The sequence below is a fragment of the Saccharopolyspora rosea genome, from assembly GCF_025643595.1.
Classification (GTDB): Bacteria; Actinomycetota; Actinomycetes; order Mycobacteriales; family Pseudonocardiaceae; genus Saccharopolyspora; species Saccharopolyspora rosea.
The window spans coordinates 2,187,650-2,203,120 of record NZ_CP102826.1; the positions used below are offsets into that span (position 1 = coordinate 2,187,650).

A 15,471-nucleotide genomic window follows, 5' to 3' on the forward strand; every position below is an offset into this window, starting at 1 on the left:
CCTGGTCGGTTCAGTACTTGAGCCACGTCGTGCGCAGGCCGGTGAACTTCTCGATCGCGTGCAGCGAGAGGTCGCGACCGAACCCGGAGTCGCCGAACCCGCCGAAGGGCGCCAGCACGCTCAGCGCGTCGACGGTGTTCACCGACACGGTTCCGACGCGCAGCCGCGAGGCCACCCGGTGGGCGCGGGCCAGATCGCCGGTCCACACCGAGGCGGCCAGGGCGTAGCGGCTGTCGGCGGCGAGTTCGACGGCTTCCTCCTCGGTGTCGAAGCCGATCACGGTCAGCACCGGGCCGAAGATCTCCTCCCGCGCGATGCGCATCCCGTTGTCGGCGCCGGTGAACACGGTCGGTTCGATGAAGCTGCCGCGGCCGTCGACGGTGAGACCGCGCCCGCCGCAGGCGGTTTCGGCGGTGCGCCGCCCTTCGGCGAGGTAGCCCAGCACCCGGTCGGCGTGTTCGGCGGAGACCATCGCCCCGATGCCGCAGTCCGGGTCGAGCGGGTTGCCCGGCCGGTACCGGGCGGCGTGCCGCACGATGCGCTGGACGAGTTCGTCCTGCACCGACCGGTGCACCAGCAGCCGCGAGTTCGACGAGCACACCTGGCCGGCGTTGTAGAACGCGCCGAAGCACGCCTTGTCCGCCGCCGCGTCGAGATCGGCGTCGGCGAAGACGATGTTCGGGCTCTTGCCGCCCATCTCCAGCCACACCGGTTTCCCGTTGGATTCGGCCGAATAGGCCAGGAAACGGCGGCCGACCTCGGTGGAGCCGGTGAACGCGACGCAGTCGACGTCGCGGTGCTCGCCCAGCGCGCGGCCGGCCTCCGGCCCGAGCCCCGGCAGCACGTTCAGCACGCCGTCCGGCATGCCCGCGTGCGCGGCGAGTTCGGCCAGCAGCAGCGCGGAAAGCGGGGACTGCTCGGCGGGTTTGAGGACCGCGGTGTTGCCGGCCGCGAGCGCCGGGGCGAGCTTCCAGGACGCGATCTCCAACGGGTAGTTCCACGGCACGACGGCGGCCACGACGCCCACCGGCAGCCGGTCGACCCAGGCGTGGTCGCCCGGTCCGGTCGGCACCACCTCGCCGCAGCACTTGTCGATGGCCTCGGCGTACCAGCGGAACGTCGCCGCGCTCCCGGGCACGTCCACGGCCAGCGCTTCGCGGACCGGTTTGCCCATGTCCAGCGATTCGAGCAGCGCGAGTTCCGCGGCGTGCTCCTCGATCGCGTCGGCGACGGCGAGCAGCACGCGTTTGCGCAGCTGGGCGTCCTGCGCCCAGCCGGTGCCGTCGAAAGCCGCGCGGGCCGCGGCCACCGCCGCGTCGGCCTCGGCCGGTCCGCAGGCGGCGACGGCGGCCAGCACCTCGCCGGTGGCGGGGTTGACCGTGTCGAACGTCCGGCGGTCGGCGGCGGGGACGGGTTTGCCCGCGATGACGGCCTCGGTGCGCGGGCGCAGCCGTGCGGCGCGGCGGGTCCAGTCTTGCGTGGTCTGTTCGGGCACCGTCGCACTCCCTGCGAGTAGGGGGAAGGGGATTTCGGAGGAACGCCACGATTCTTTGAACGGGGATTCAAACCATGCGTAGAAGACAGGTTTCAGCACGCTGCCCAGCACTGTCAACATCACGCTGCATCGAGGTTGCCGAACCTGTCGATCTGTTCAGAGAATGGAGCGGTGCCACGACCCAAACGACAGGACGCCCGGCGCGCCTCGATCATCGCGGCCGCGGGGCGGGCGATCCGCACGCGCGGACTGGCCGGACTGCGCATCCGGGACATCGCCGAGGAGGCCGGGCTGTCCGCCGGCTCGGTGCTCTACTACTACCCGGAGACCGCCGATCTGCTGATCGAGGTGCACCGGACCACGGTGAACGACTTCTACCAGTCCCGGCTGGACCGGACCTCGTCCGCGGCGGACCCGCAGCAGCGGCTGGTCGCCACGGTGCGTTCGGGCTTGCCGTCCGGTCCCGACGACCACACCTGCCGGACGCTCTACGAGATGCACGCGCTCGCGGACGGCAGCGCCTCGCACGCCGCGCTGATGTCGAGCCTGTTCGACCGGGAGGTGATGCTCTACCGGTCGGTGCTGGACGTCGGGGCCGGCCTGGGCGTGTTCGACCTGTCCCGCCCGGTCGACGAGATCGCCCGCAACGCGGTCGTGCTGGAGGACGGCTACGGTCTGCACGTGATGAGCCGCACCAGCTCGGTCACCGCGGAGACGGCGCGGCAGCACATCCTCGGCTACCTCGCCGCGGTGACCGGTGTTCCGGGACTGGTGGCGGAGTGAGCGGACGGCGAGGTCCGTCGCGTTGGTGCTGAACAGCGTGTTCGGACGGTCCTGGGCGGACCGGATCGTCGCCCTCGTCATCGCGGTCGAGGAAGGCCGGCAAGCCGGGCGCGGCGACCGTCCCGGGCACTACGGCGTCGGGGCGGCGGCGCGGACCGAGCGCTGGACGTGGGCGCGGAACGCGTCGGTCGCGGAGTGCGTGGGGACGCGGGGCCAGACCAGGTGGACGGTCACCGGGTCCACATCGGAGACCGGGATGTACCGGATGCCGGGGTAGGGGTGGCTGTGCCGGGTGCCTTCCGAGGTGACGCCGACGGCCTCGCCCGTGGCGATCACGGTGAGCCACTCGTCGACGTTGGCGACGTCGAAGGTGTGCGGGCGCCGTTCTCGCGGCCACAGGCCGGCCGTGGTCGTGGCGGCGGTGACGCAGCGGGCCACCGGTCGGTCGGCGAGGTCGGCCAGTCGCAGGGTTTCCGCGCCGGCCAGGGGGTCGCTCTCGGCGACGGCGGCCAGGCGGCGCTCCCGGAGCAGCGGCAGGGCGTGGAAACCGGGTTCGTCCGGGGGCGGGGTGCGCAGGAACGCCACGTCGACTTCCGCGCGGCGCAGCGCGGCTTCCGGGTCGTCGCGGCGGTGGACCCGCGCGGGGATGTCGGGGTGGGCGTCCCGCCAACCCTGGAGCAGCGGAACCGTGGAAGCGCCCAGCGTCGCCCAGGCGAAGCCGACCCGGAGCGGACGCGGCCCGGACTTGGCCTCCGCGAGCGCGTCGTCGAGCTGGTTGAGCAGCTGGTGCGCGCGTTCCCAGAGCCGCTGGCCGGCTTCGGTGAGCGCGAGGTGCCGCGTGCTGCGCTCGACCAGCCGGACGCCGAGCCTGCTCTCCAGCTGGACGAGGGTGCGCGAGAGCGCCGACTGGGTGACGTGCAGGAACGCCGCCGCGCCCGTGATGGTGCCTTCGTCCCCGATGGCGGCCAGGGCGCGCAGATGCCGCAGCTCGACATTCATGACCGGCGAGCATAACTGGGACGCGACGAGCATTTCCCCGGTGCCGGTGATCGTCCGTAGCGTCGTCGTCATGAAGATTCTGCTGATCGGTGCCGCCGGAAAGCTCGGTGCGGCGGTCCACGAGGCGTTGACCGAGCGCGGCCACGAGGTGCTCCCCGTGGGGCGTTCCACGGGCGGGCTGCGGTTCGACATCGCGGATCCCGCGCAGGTCGCAGCGCTCTACGACGCGGTCGGGCAGGTGGATGCGGTGGCCAGCGCCGCTGGTGACACGCCCTTCAAAGCGGTCGTGGACATGGCGCCCGCGGACTACGAGGCCGCATTCCGCGGGAAGGTGCTCAGCCAGATCGAACTCGTCCGGCAAGGCGTGCCGCGCATCGCCGAGCGGGGCTCGTTCACGGTGATCACCGGCGTCCTGTGCCGGGAGCCCGTTCTGACGAGCAGCGCCGCGGCGATGGCCAACGGTGCGGTGGAGGCGTTCGTGCGCGCCGCCGCGATCGAGATCGCGCCGCAACGCATCAACGCGATCAGCCCGACCGTGTTCACCGAGAGCCTGGACGAGTACGGCGACTTCTTCCCGGGCATGCCGCCCGTCGACCTCGCCCAGATCACGCAGGCTTACGTCCGTTCCATCGAGGGCGCCCAGACCGGCCGGGTCTACGAACTCGGCTGATCCGACGGCGCACCGCGGCGGGCCGACTGTCCGTTGAGGACGGAGCAGGTGTCCCGAGCCCGGCGCTCAGGGCATTTCGAAGTGCTGGTAGTCGTGCGGGTCGGTCCAGTGCCCGCCCCAGGTCCAGCCGCGGGTGGTGAACATCCGGACCACCGGGTCGCCGTCGTGGATCAGGCCGGGGATGTTCTGGTCGCGGTCGAGGTACCGGGTGGCGGTGATCGGTTGCACGTCGCCCTGGGCGTCCGTCTGCGGGTTCAGCAGCGGGTTGATGTCGACCGCTCTGCCGAAGGCGTGCTGGGACCACTTGTGCTTGCCGGGGATCGGTCGGCAGTTGAACGCGGACGTGTTGTTGTCCTCCATGGAGGCTTCGTCGCTGGCGTCGCGGTAGTGCTCGACCGGGGTCATCTTCGCGATGGGGTAGTGCATGCCGTACAGCTGGGCGAACGCGGCCACGACCTGGGGTACCCGGTCGGCGTTGACCACGAGCTGACCTCGGTGGGCGGTTCCGTCCATGCCGACGTAGCGCAGCTCGACCAGGCGCAGGTCGGCGGGCGAGACCGGGCACCCCGGCTGCCAGCTCGCGCCCAGCTGTTGGGCGGTGACGGGGTGCGCGGACGACTCGAACGGCGCGAGCGGCGCCGCTGGCGGTGGGGCGGCGGGAGCGGAACCGGCGGGTGGTTGCGGTGAGCAGCCGACGACCCCGGCGAGCACGGCTGCCGCCGCGCCCACCGCGAACAGCGGCAGGGTCCTGTGGCGGTTGTGCATGGCGAGTCCCGCGGGACGAGGTTCGTCCGCTGTGATCCGGCGTTCCGAACGCGCAACGGCTCCTTCCCACGGTACCGCTCGGCGTGTTCCGGGGCGGTTCCACGGTGATGTCGACCGCAGGCGGAGGCTGCCCGGGACGAACGACCGGTACGTCGGTGGCGTATTTCTGGCGTGGTGGACGGTTTTGCCAGGTGTGTTCGCACTGCCGCGTGTTGAAGTCGGCGAGCGCGGCGTCTACGACGGAACCGGAACCGTTCGCGGTCACGGTAGGCTGCGCTTCCTGGGGAAGGCGCGACGAACGCCCCGAACCCGTCTTCGGTTCGGGCCGTTCGTTGTTGAGCCGGTCAAAGTGGCGCGCACTGTCACGCCTGACGGTGGATCTACTGGCACAGTGCCCGGTACGTCTCCCGCAATTCCCCCGCCACGTGCAGGCCGCGTGCTTCGACAGCCCGCACGACTTCATCGGCCCTCCAGTAGTTCGAGGGCGCAACTCGACCGGATTCCAGAGCCTTTCCCGTAACCTCGGCGGCTTCATCGAGACGATCGCTGCCCAGTAGCGACAACCCCAGATCGATATGCGCCGAGGCGACCCGCCGGGGCCATCGTTGGTGGTCATTCTCCGCACCGAGGCGATCAATGACCGCGCGAGCGTACCCCTCAGCAGCGGGGTCGGCGATCCAGGCCAACGTGGTGGCGGTGTACGCGACGGCCTTGGTGGGGTCGTAAACGTAGTGGTGTTCTGGCCGATCCGGCTGGGGTAGGCGCTCGGCCATGCGGTGGACCTCGCCGAGAGCACGGCGGGTTTCCTGGGCATTGCCCAACCGAGCCCACGCGCGGCCCTCTTGGGCGGTCGCCTGAATCATCACCGATGATCCGTCAGGCGCGTGGTGCCGGGCAGCCTGTGACAGGGCGACCGCTTGCCGGTATTCACCGTTGGTCAGCACGCGCCACGCGGCGGTCTCGTAGCACCATGCGGTGATCTCAGCATGGCCCGCGTCGCTCGCGAGGCTCGCGGCGGTCCGCAGGTACGCCGTCGCCGTCGGTTGCTGGTCAAGGTCGATGTACACGGTGGCCGCCAGCAGGGACAGCCACGCGCCGACGTTGAGCAGCCGCGTGTGTTCGGACAAAGTCACGCGGGCATCGAGCAGATTGGTCACGTAGCCGATGTGGGTGCGCAGACGCGACGCGAGTTCGCCCGGTGGGGTTACCGGGTAGGCAGTGGCAAGGTCATCAACGATGGCCTCCAGGTGCGCCAGCGTGGTGCTGCCGACGTTGTTGGACGCGGCGCGGCGGGCGAGTTCGAGCGCGGCCAGTTCGGTATCACCGTCGGTGGCGGCCGATGCGCGGTACTGCGCGGGGGCGTGCTGGTTCTGGGCTGAGCGGGCGAGCTGCCCGCCCGCACCGACAATTTCATCGAGGCGTTCGGCGTTAGCTGGGTCAACGGCCTGAAGACCGGATTCATACCGCGAAATCGTGGCCTGACTGATCGGCACGAGGCGGGCTAGGGCCCCCTGGCTCAGCCCCGCAGCGCCCCGATAGCGGCGAAGCTCAGCGCCAAATTCGGTGCTCATGTCGTGTGGTCCTCTGCCCCTGGGTTGGTTGGTGTCTGCCCCAGGTGCCCCCCGGTGATCAGCCGGGGGCGTGGCCCTGGGGCAGAGCCAGCATCGAGCGTATCGACGCCATCACCATTGGCGAACCACTGATCGACCCCCATACCTCATGCGTATGCCCATGCGTATGGCGTAACCCCTAAGCACGCAGTCACCGACTGACGACGGTGAAGACATGCCGCAATGGTCACTGGTCACCCCAAGCGGGCTGACTGCCGTGCTAGAGCCTGTCTTCGAACTCGTTTTGGGTGGCGGTGCCGGTGGCGGAACCTCAGCGGCCCGCCCGTCGCCCGACCACCGCCCCCCCCCACGGAGGCGCTGACGCGCCGCAGCCACACCGGCTCCGGGAGCCCCGACTCATGTATGCCCAATACACAGCGTCGGGGCTGTCCTCGCGAGACGACCGCTGAGAACCCGCGGCGGTGCGGGCTGCGAGACCGCTCACCGAAAGAGAAAGCGGCTGGCAGGTTCAAAGACAGGCACTAACGCAAGACGGCAGTGGCGTCGCCGTGTGTATCGGTGGACACCGGCGCGGCTTGCCGACGCCCCTTCTCGCGCCCGTCCCCCAGTGCAGGCGCGGCATCGGCACGGGGCGGGAACCGGTACGGCCTCGATCACACGCCGTCGGTTCCCGCCGCCCACTGGCACCGAGATTTTCCGGGGAATCGTCGTGACCGTCCCGAAAACGAGTGTCCGCCAACGGTGTTGAGCACTGGATCACCCGAGTAGCGGCACCTCGGCGCGGTGCTGTGAGTGAGGCGAACGGCCAAAGCCTTTCAACGCATGCGGAGGGTCCATGATGGACGATGGTCGTATTTCGTTCGTGTGGCTGGAAATCACGGGGCGATGCCAACTGGAATGCGGGCACTGCTACGCCGAGTCCGGCCCGGCTGGTGACCACAGGCGGATGCAGGTGGAGGACTGGCGGCGGGTGATCGACCAGGCCGCTGAGATCGGGGCGGGGATGGTGCAGTTCATCGGCGGCGAACCGGCCTTGCACCCGGCCTTGCCCGCGCTGATCGAGCACGCACGTGGTCGGGGCGTTGAGGTGGAGGTGTTTTCCAACCTGGTCCACGTCCGGCCCGCGTTGTGGGAGGTGTTCTCCCGGCCGGGTGTGCGGTTGGCGACCTCGTACTACTCCACCGACCCGAACGAACACGCGGCGGTCACCCGGCGGCCGACGTACGAGCGCACCAAGGCCAACATCCGTGAAGCCGTGCGCCGGGCGATCCCGCTGCGGGTCGGCGTGGTGAATCTGTGGGAGGGGCAGCGCAGCGACCAGGCGGTGGCCGAGCTGCGTGAGCTGGGGGTGACCGAGATCGGCACCGACCGTCTGCGGCAGGTCGGACGCGGTGTGCGCACGGGGCGGGCGGGGCTCGATCAATTGTGTGGGCACTGCGGGGATGGCAAGATCGCGATCTCTCCGTCTGGGGAGGTGTGGCCGTGCGTGTTCTCCCGGTGGATGCCGGTGGGCAACGTGCGAGAACGTGCGCTCGTCGAGATCCTGTCCGGTCCCCGTACGGCGGAGGTGGGCGCGACACTGCGCACCCACTTCGCCACGCGGCCCCGGTCGGCGTGGCCAACCCGACCAAAACCCCTCTCGGCGAAGTTCTCTCCCTGAAAACCACCGCCGCCGGATCACGCATGCGCAGCGGCCCCCGATCCAAGAAAAAGGGCTTCTTCCTGCGGGCTGAAACCGCGTTCCAGATGACTGAAAATCTCGGCGGAGTACCCGGCTTCTGGGATGAAAACACCGCCGAAATGTCCCACGGCGAGGGCTTCCTGACGATGTTTCGGGACATGTTCAACGCCGCTGGCTTCTACGTCATGGACGAGCCCGAAGCCGCATTGTCGTTCACCTCGTGCCTGCGCCTGGTGGGCCTCATGCACCAACTGAGCACCACGGGTGCACAGGTCATCTGCGCAACACACTCACCGATCCTGGCCGCCACCCCCGGAGCCGACATCATCGAAGTGGGCGACCACGGAACCCGCCGCGTGAAGTGGGACGAACTCGAACTCGTGGACCACTGGCGGCGCTACCTCGCCAACCCGGACAAGTACCTGCGGCACCTCATCGACCCATGACCCCGACCAACGCCGAAGTCGCCGAGGCCGACCGACAGTTCACCGCGTGGATGCGCGGCAACCTCGCCCGCGCCGCCGACCACTTCGCCGTCACGCTCGACGGTGAGCCGGTGTTCGGTTGGCGCTTGCGTTCCATCGGCACACGGGTGCGTGACGCCTCGGGCGCGGGGTACTGGCTGCGGGTCGTGTCGGAATTCCCGCAATGGGCGCACGGGGAATTCTGGACCGGAAACACCGACGCCAACACACTTCCTGCCAGTCTTCCCAAGCCGTACGTCCTGGGTTACTTCGAATGGAACGAACGGGACTGGCGGCACCAGCGTGCGGAGCTATCCACGCTGCTGCCCGGCGACCCCTGCTCCACCACGGACGCCCCCACCACGGACCTCAACCCGTCGTCTACCTGGTGGGCAGACCTGCGGCGCACGCTCGCCACCCTGGCCGCCACCCCAACACTGCGCACCCACGCCGACCAACAACGAGTATCCCGCCGCATCCACGACACCTTCGGCGATCACGCCGAAAGCCACGTCGAACAGTGGGAAACCGTCCACGGAGACCTGCACTGGAACAACCTGCTACACCCACAACTCGGCGTGTTGGACTGGGAAGGCTGGGGACGCGGCCCCGCCGGAACCGACGCGGCAACCCTGCTGTGTTCCAGCGTGCTCAACCCCACCACCCGTCGAGCCGTCCGATCAGCGTTCGGTGACGTTCTCGACACACCGACCGGCCGCGTCGCCCAGCTCTACGCCACCGCCCGACTCCTGCACCGAGTCGAGATGGACCACCGACACGAATTCGCCGCAGCCCTCCGCGAACACGCATCCACCCTGCTCAACGGATAGGCACTCTGGCAGGCAAGCGACGAACGATCCGCCACACCTCACAAGACCCACACCCCCCCCGCACAAGCACGAGAGCCCCCGCAGCGGCGGGGGCTCCCGGCGACATGACCTCGGGGGAAGGCCACGCCATTCACTATGCCCAGCGGCCAGGATCGATCCGGTGACCTGAGAGCCCGTCGTCGAACGCGGTGCGGGTGGTGCCCGAGCCCCGCGCAGGCGCTCGGGCACCGCCGGTGGACCGGATCAGCCCGGGTAACCGGTCAGGTAGCTCTGCTGGTGGTCGGCGTTGGCCGGATCACCGGTGTCGTTGATGACGTGGTTGATCGTGCCGGTGCCGCCGAGCGAGACCGACACCAGGTCGTGGAACTTCACGCCCGGCTTGTTCGGCCCCTCGAACGAGCGCGCCGCGGAGATCGACGGGTTGACGTTGAAGAAGCAGTAGCTGCCCACACCCCACGCCTCGTGGTCGATGACGCCATCGCCCAGCTCGTAGGCGGCCCAGCCGCCGTCGCCGCCCCACGCCGCCTGGTCCGGCGGGTCGTAGGGCATCTCGTTCTGGAAGAAGACCGTGCGCCCGCCGTTGCCGTTCCACACCACCTGGTTCTTCTGGTAGTGCTCGACGAACAGCCCGTGCGCGGTGACGTCGTTCCCGTCGACGATCAGGCCGGTGTCCGCGGTGTTGACGTCCCAGCCGACGCCCTGGCCGTGGTCGGCCCGCCACAGCCAGGTGTTGTCGATCAGCACGTCGTTGCTGTTGATGTGCAGCGACGTGGTGGCCTTCCCGGCCCGGGGACCGCCGATCCGGAAGAACACGTCCGACAGCGAGGTCGGGTTCTTCGCGTGGTCGGCGCCGGCGCCTCGCTCGCCGATGTCCACCAGGGACGGGGAGTTCTGCTCCCCGGCGTCGATGAGCAACCCCGCCAGCTCGACGCCGTCCACATCGGACACCGAGATGGCCTGCTTGCCGGTGTCCGGGGTCAGCGTCGCCAGTCCCAGGCCCAGCACCACGGTGTTCGGGTTCTTCACCCGCAAGGTGTCGTCGAGGTGGTAGACGCCGGGGGTGAGCAGCAGGTGCTTGCCCGCGTCCAGCGCGGCGTTGATGGTGGCCGCGTTGTCCGTCGGTTTGGCGACGAAGAAGTCCGCCAACGAGAGGTTCTCGCCTCCCGGCTGCCCGCTGCCCCAGCTGGTGCCGACCGAGTTCTCCCGCACGGCGGGGACGAACACGTGGTAGGCGCCCTGGGCGTCGATGTTCAGGAACGGTTTCTCCCGCACCTTCGAGGTCTGCGGGACGTTCGTGTTCGGCGGGTCCGGGAACGACTGCGCCGGAGCGCCGTTCGTGCCCTCGTAGACCATGTTCCACACCGAGCCCGACCAGCCGCCGTTCAGCTCGCTGTCGCGGGTGAGGAACTGCTGCTGGGAGCCCGACTCGACCAGGCCGTCGATCTTGGAGTCGGCGAAGAACCCGCCGCTGGCCCAGCCGTCACCGCCGTCCCACAGCTGCATCTGGCCCTTCTGGTGCATCCGGCGGTAGGGGGCGGCCTGCGAGACGGCCCACCGCTCGATCTGCCCGGCAGGCGGCTGGACCGCCATGTTCTCCGCCGAGCGCCAGAAGTTCTGCGTGGCGTTGCCCTTGTAGTTCGGGTCGTCGCCCTGTTGCAACCAGTCCGCCTCGACGCGCACGTGACCGTTGATGTTCACGTCGTCCGGGGACATGCCCAGCCCGGCCACCTGGGTGTTGAAGCCGAGGTTCACGTCGGCGTCGTAGGTGCCCGGTTGGAACAGCACGGCATCGCGCTCGTCGCCGAACTGGTTGGTGTGCTGCCGCTTCGCGATGTCGTCCAATGTGGACTGGAGTTGGTCGTGCGGGGTGCTGGGGGTGAACACGTGGGTGTTCGGCCCGAAGTCGGGCGCCTTCGGGTCGGTGGCGCGCACCGCCCCGGCGGGCGCGGGAGCCGGCGGCGCCGCGCTCGCCGCGGGGGCGCTGATCAGGCCCGCCAGCACTGCGGAGGTGGCGGCCACCGCCACGACCGCGCGCTGCGGGGCCGGTCTGGTCCTGCTGGGAATCTTCATGCTTTTCGCCTGTCTGCTCCTCCGGCGCGGTCGGGCGGACCGCGCCTGGCGATCGGTGCGTTCGTCGCGATGTCGGTGCGTGCCAACTCCTTCCCGGGTCGTGGGTGCGAACCCCGCGGCCGTGCCGCGGCGTCGCCCCGGTGGACGTGATCCGCCTCGGCTGCGCGGGATTCGCCGAGCTGTCCCCGACGAGCACCGCGCTGGCCGGGGCGTGGTGCCCCAGCCGGTCGCGTCGTCCACCCAGTGCGCGTGGTCACGTGGGTGACCTCGAACTGCAAACCCTCCTGATCGGTGCGCCGCGGTGGTCGCGGCAGCGTGCGGTTCCGGTCCGGCTCGTCGCGTCGTCCGGGTGTGGGGAGATCCAGGGGAACGCTCTGGTGAATTTATGGGCGGGCGTTGCGTTGTCAAGACCGCGAACGGCCGAGGAGTTCCAAAACTGGGAATGTGAACGCGCGGAATGGCGACTTGAGGCGGTTGACGGTCCCCTCGGCATCCTGTTGACTCGTGCGTGCTCGCCTCGGAATCGGTTCCGAAGCCTCGGGCGGGATTTCGGCACCGATCCACGAACCGGGTGATCGCGGTGCTGTCCGGCCGGCTCGGGGCAGCAGCGGTCGCGGGGTTCGCGGCGGTGCCGCGAAGCGGGGTCGGGGCGCGTGTGGGGCGCGCCCGGGCCTCGCGCGGCGCTGTTCGTCCCGGTTCGGGGGCGGGGAAGATTCGCGCTCCGCGAACGGGTTCGCGGAATTCGCCGGAGAATTCCCCGCGGGCGGCTGATCCGCTCCGCCGCTTTCCACGCGGGGCTCAGGACTCCGTCGGTTCGCGCCGGGACCGGTTGCGCGGCCGGGGCGTTCGGCGGTCCGGTGGGACCGTCGCGCGGGAACCGGTCAGGAACTGCGCAACTGGTATCGCGGGTGTGGACCGTCGACCTGGGAGGCTCGGTGGGGCGGCCGTGATCGGGACGACCTCGCACGTGAGCCGCTCCGATCACGGCCGCCCCCGCGTGGCCGCCTACTCGAACAGGGCGCTGTAGCCGTTCAGCGCCGGCTGCCCGCCGAGGTGGGCGTAGAGCACCGTGGCGTCCTCGGCGATCTCGCCCCGGCTGACGAGGTCGATGAGGCCCGCCATGGACTTGCCCTCGTACACCGGGTCGGTGATCATGCCCTCGGTGCGCGCCGCCAGCCGCATTGCGTCCAATGTGGACTCATCCGGGATGCCGTAGGTCCCCGCGTGGTAGCGCTCGTCGAGCAGGATCTCGTCGTCGGCGAGTTCCCGGTCCAGGCCGATGAGCGACGCGGTCCGGTGCGCGATCCGCGCCACCTGGTCCCGGGTCTGCTCCGGTTCGGCCGAGGCGTCGATGCCGAGGATCCGCCGCGGCCGCCCGCCCAGCGCGGCGAACCCGGCGATCATGCCGGCCTGGGTGCTGCCGGTGACCGAGCAGACCACGATGGTGTCGAAGAAGATCCCGAGCTGCCGTTCCTGCTCCGCCACCTCGAACGCCCAGTTCGCGAAGCCCAGCCCGCCGAGCCGGTGGTCCGAGGCGCCTGCGGGGATCGGGTAGGGCTTGCCGCCCGCCGCCTCGACCTCCGCGATCGCCCGCTCCCAGCTCTCCTTGAACCCGATGCCGAACCCGGCCTTCACCAGCCGCACGTCCGCTCCGGTGAGCCGGGACAGCAGGATGTTGCCGACCTTGTCGTACACCGCGTCCGGCCAGTCGACCCAGCTCTCCTGGACCAGCACGCAGTCCAGGCCCGCCCGGGCCGCGACCGCCGCGACCTGGCGGGTGTGGTTGGACTGCACGCCGCCGATCGACACGAGCGTGTCGCAGCCCTGCGCCAGGGCATCGGCCACCAGGTACTCCAGCTTGCGGGTCTTGTTGCCGCCGTGGGCGATGCCGGAGTTGCAGTCCTCGCGCTTGGCCCAGATCTCGGCGCCGCCCAGGTGCGCGGTCAGCCGTTCCAGCCGGTGCACCGGCGACGGGCCGAACAGCAGCGGATAGCGGTCGAAGTCGGTGAGCGACAAGGTGATCCTCCGATCGGCGAACGTCGAGCCGGCGAACCCGGCGGGAACATCTCGTGGGAGTTCAGCGCGGGCGTCTCCGCGCAGGGGAGTTCTCGCCGAGGTCCCAGAACAGACCGGCCATGATGCGCAGCCCCTCCCGCGCCACCGGGGCCAGCAGGTGCTCGTCCGGGGCGTGCTGGGAGCAGGCGGGGTAGGAGTGCGGGATCCAGAGCGTGCACAACCCGAGCTCGTCGGCGAAGGCGTGGTTGGGGATGCTGCCGCCGAGGTTCGGCAGCAGCGCGGGGTCCGCGCCGGTGGTGCGGCCGATCGAGTCGAGCGCCCAGCGCACCCAGGGGTCGTCCGGATCGGTCCGGGTCGGTGGCATGGTCGGGCCGACCTCGACGTCGACCACGGGGAATCCGTGCTCGTCCAGGTGCTCGCGGAGGACGTCGCCGAGCCGGTCGACGTCGGTGCCGACCACCGACCGGAGCTGGCAGTGCGCGTGCGCGCTGCCGGGAATGGCGTTGACCGGGGCGTCCGGGTTGCCGGCGGCGAGCGAGAGCACTTCGAGGCTGTTCCAGCCGACGACGCGTTCGGCCGGGGTGAGACCGGGTTCGCCCCAGTCGTCGTCGACGGACGGATCACCAGGTCCGCCGCCGACCGCGATGTCGCGCAGGGCGTCCCGGACGTTCGCCGGGATCTCCCGCGGCCGCAGGTCGGGGACCAGGATGCGGCCGCGCGCGTCGACGAGCGTGGCGAGCGCGGCGGCGAGCACGGTCGCGGGGTTGCGCAGCACGCCGCCCCAGTTGCCGGAGTGGTGGGAGCCCTCGCGCAGGTCGACCCGCAGCGTGAACGGGGTGGAGCCGCGAGAACCGAGGAACAGCGTCGGCCGGTGCGCGGCCACGCGCGGCCCGTCGGAGGCGATCAGCACGTCGGCGGCGAGCTCGTCGCGCAACCGGGCGCAGACCGTGCGCAGGCCCGGCGAGCCGACTTCCTCCCCGGTCTCGACCAGCACCTTGAGGTTGAAGCCGAGCCGGCCGCGCACGCGCAGCACCTGTTCCAGCGCCGCGAAGTTGATGGTGTGCTGGCCCTTGTTGTCGGCGGTGCCGCGGCCGTACCAGCGGTCGCCGTCGACCACGACCTGCCACGGGTCGAGGCCGGGCCGCCACCGCTCCGGCTCGCCGCGGACGACGTCGCCGTGGCCGTAGACCAGCACCGTGGGCCGCTCGTCGCCCTCGTGCCGAGTCGCCACGAGCAGCGGGTGGTCGCCGGCGGGGTTGTCGACGACGCGCGCCCGGCAGCCCAGCCGGTCGGTGAGCGCCGGGGTCAGCTCGTCGGTGAGGTAGGAACGCAGCGCCCCGCCCCGGCTCTCGGTGGCGAACGCGACCCGACGGCCGAGATCGGCGAGGAACTGCCCGGAATCGAAGTGCTCGGTGGCGTGCTCGATCGCGGCCGCGCGGCTCATCATCCCCCTCGACGTCGGTGCGGTGTGCGATTCGTCCGGCCGGCGCACCGAGTTTATGCAGCGGCGGCAGGAGGGACAATGGCGCGTTTTCGAACGGTGCGTTGCCGCGGCGGCAACGACTCCGGCCGCGTCCGCCACCACCCGCGGCGGACGCGCGCGGCGGGGCAGTACGTTCGGCGGAATGCACCTCCTGCCCACGTCGTTGCGCTACTGGAGGTCGCGCGCACCGGTTCGATCAGCGGGGCCGCGGAGCGCCTGCACGTGGTCACATCGGCGATCACGCAGCGGTGCAAGTGGCGAGACCACTCACCGAAAGAGAAAGCGGCTCCCGCCGCTTGCCGCGCCCCTTCCGGGAGCAGGTTCGAAGACAGGCGCTGAGCTTCGAACCCGTGCTGGTGAGCAACTACTCGGGTGCGCTGCAGAGCTTCGCGCAGCTGCGCGGTGGGGTCACCCTGGTCGGCCCGCTGACGGTGCGGCGGCGGCTCGACGCCGACCACCTGGCGATCGTCCCCGTCGGCAACCCGGAGCTGAGCCGCCGGAGCGTGCAGATCCAGTCGATGGCGCGGCGCGCGCTGCCCCCGGCGGTGCGGGCCTTCCTCGCGCACCTGATCGAGCAGATCGGCGACGAACGTCCTCTGTAGACGGTGTGGCGGTGCCGCCGCCGGACGGCGAGTTCCCGACCT

General features: G+C 70.4%; 13 protein-coding genes. 6 read left to right on the forward strand and 7 right to left on the reverse strand.

The window, feature by feature from the left end:
- Positions 1 to 10 precede the first annotated feature (10 nt).
- Positions 11 to 1,495 carry an aldehyde dehydrogenase family protein gene (locus NV263_RS10345; RefSeq protein WP_263252550.1) on the reverse strand — a complete coding sequence of 495 codons (1,485 nt, stop codon included), beginning with the start codon at positions 1,493 to 1,495 and terminating at the stop codon, positions 11 to 13.
- Positions 1,496 to 1,666: 171 nt separating this feature from the next.
- On the opposite strand from NV263_RS10345, the gene NV263_RS10350 reads away from it, so the two are divergent.
- Positions 1,667 to 2,278 (forward strand): TetR/AcrR family transcriptional regulator, encoded by a 612-nt coding sequence (locus tag NV263_RS10350; protein WP_263252551.1) that lies wholly within the window; start codon positions 1,667 to 1,669, stop codon positions 2,276 to 2,278.
- 129 nt (positions 2,279 to 2,407) lie between these two features.
- Here NV263_RS10350 and NV263_RS10360 read toward each other — a convergent pair whose 3' ends face one another.
- Positions 2,408 to 3,277 (reverse strand): LysR family transcriptional regulator, encoded by an 870-nt coding sequence (locus tag NV263_RS10360; RefSeq protein WP_263252552.1) that lies wholly within the window; start codon positions 3,275 to 3,277, stop codon positions 2,408 to 2,410.
- 70 nt (positions 3,278 to 3,347) lie between these two features.
- Between NV263_RS10360 and NV263_RS10365 the strand changes: the two genes are divergently transcribed.
- On the forward strand, positions 3,348 to 3,947 hold the full coding sequence (locus tag NV263_RS10365; RefSeq protein ID WP_263252553.1) for a short chain dehydrogenase: 600 nt from the start codon (positions 3,348 to 3,350) through the stop codon (positions 3,945 to 3,947).
- Between the two features lie 66 nt (positions 3,948 to 4,013).
- Here the strand turns inward: NV263_RS10365 and NV263_RS10370 are convergent, their stop codons facing one another.
- Both NV263_RS10370 and NV263_RS10375 read right to left on the reverse strand, forming a co-directional pair.
- Complete coding sequence (locus NV263_RS10370; RefSeq protein ID WP_263252555.1) at positions 4,014 to 4,712, reverse strand: M15 family metallopeptidase; 699 nt, start codon at positions 4,710 to 4,712, stop codon at positions 4,014 to 4,016.
- Positions 4,713 to 5,092: 380 nt separating this feature from the next.
- Complete coding sequence (locus NV263_RS10375) at positions 5,093 to 6,283, reverse strand: helix-turn-helix domain-containing protein (RefSeq protein WP_263252557.1); 1,191 nt, start codon at positions 6,281 to 6,283, stop codon at positions 5,093 to 5,095.
- Between the two features lie 835 nt (positions 6,284 to 7,118).
- Here NV263_RS10375 and NV263_RS10380 point away from each other — a divergent pair.
- From NV263_RS10380 to NV263_RS10390, 3 genes are read left to right on the forward strand one after another with little or no spacing between them, the layout of a single operon-like run.
- Complete coding sequence (locus NV263_RS10380) at positions 7,119 to 7,943, forward strand: radical SAM/SPASM domain-containing protein (RefSeq protein WP_263252558.1); 825 nt, start codon at positions 7,119 to 7,121, stop codon at positions 7,941 to 7,943.
- A complete protein-coding gene (locus tag NV263_RS10385) occupies positions 7,898 to 8,410 on the forward strand; it encodes an AAA family ATPase (protein ID WP_263252559.1) in 513 nt (170 codons plus the stop codon). The genes NV263_RS10380 and NV263_RS10385 overlap by 46 nt, the downstream gene beginning before the upstream one ends.
- Positions 8,407 to 9,258, forward strand: coding sequence for a phosphotransferase (locus tag NV263_RS10390; protein WP_397545623.1), 852 nt, complete (start codon positions 8,407 to 8,409; stop codon positions 9,256 to 9,258). Before NV263_RS10385 ends, NV263_RS10390 begins: the two co-directional genes overlap by 4 nt.
- A gap of 243 nt (positions 9,259 to 9,501) precedes the next feature.
- On the opposite strand, the gene NV263_RS10395 is transcribed toward NV263_RS10390, so the two are convergent.
- From NV263_RS10395 to NV263_RS10405, 3 genes are all read right to left on the reverse strand, one after another.
- Positions 9,502 to 11,328 (reverse strand): sialidase, encoded by a 1,827-nt coding sequence (locus NV263_RS10395; protein WP_263252562.1) that lies wholly within the window; start codon positions 11,326 to 11,328, stop codon positions 9,502 to 9,504.
- A gap of 1,005 nt (positions 11,329 to 12,333) precedes the next feature.
- The gene (locus NV263_RS10400) at positions 12,334 to 13,344 is read right to left on the reverse strand and encodes a 1-aminocyclopropane-1-carboxylate deaminase (protein WP_263252564.1); all 1,011 of its coding nucleotides are present in this window, start codon (positions 13,342 to 13,344) and stop codon (positions 12,334 to 12,336) included.
- A 61-nt stretch (positions 13,345 to 13,405) separates the two neighbouring features.
- Positions 13,406 to 14,788, reverse strand: coding sequence for a M20 family metallopeptidase (locus NV263_RS10405; protein WP_263254152.1), 1,383 nt, complete (start codon positions 14,786 to 14,788; stop codon positions 13,406 to 13,408).
- 293 nt (positions 14,789 to 15,081) lie between these two features.
- On the opposite strand from NV263_RS10405, the gene NV263_RS10410 reads away from it, so the two are divergent.
- Positions 15,082 to 15,429 (forward strand): LysR substrate-binding domain-containing protein, encoded by a 348-nt coding sequence (locus tag NV263_RS10410; RefSeq protein ID WP_263254154.1) that lies wholly within the window; start codon positions 15,082 to 15,084, stop codon positions 15,427 to 15,429.
- The last annotated feature ends 42 nt before the right edge of the window (positions 15,430 to 15,471 follow it).

Bases quoted from the DNA above. Each gene is read 5' to 3' on its own strand.
- NV263_RS10360 (WP_263252552.1), bottom strand. From the start codon at position 3,277: ATGAATGTCGAGCTGCGGCATCTGCGCGCCCTGGCCGCCATCGGGGAC.
- NV263_RS10365 (WP_263252553.1), top strand. From the start codon at position 3,348: ATGAAGATTCTGCTGATCGGTGCCGCCGGAAAGCTCGGTGCGGCGGTC.
- NV263_RS10370 (WP_263252555.1), bottom strand. From the start codon at position 4,712: ATGCACAACCGCCACAGGACCCTGCCGCTGTTCGCGGTGGGCGCGGCG.
- NV263_RS10375 (WP_263252557.1), bottom strand. From the start codon at position 6,283: ATGAGCACCGAATTTGGCGCTGAGCTTCGCCGCTATCGGGGCGCTGCG.
- NV263_RS10380 (WP_263252558.1), top strand. From the start codon at position 7,119: ATGATGGACGATGGTCGTATTTCGTTCGTGTGGCTGGAAATCACGGGG.
- NV263_RS10390 (WP_397545623.1), top strand. From the start codon at position 8,407: ATGACCCCGACCAACGCCGAAGTCGCCGAGGCCGACCGACAGTTCACC.
- NV263_RS10395 (WP_263252562.1), bottom strand. From the start codon at position 11,328: ATGAAGATTCCCAGCAGGACCAGACCGGCCCCGCAGCGCGCGGTCGTG.
- NV263_RS10405 (WP_263254152.1), bottom strand. From the start codon at position 14,788: ATGAGCCGCGCGGCCGCGATCGAGCACGCCACCGAGCACTTCGATTCC.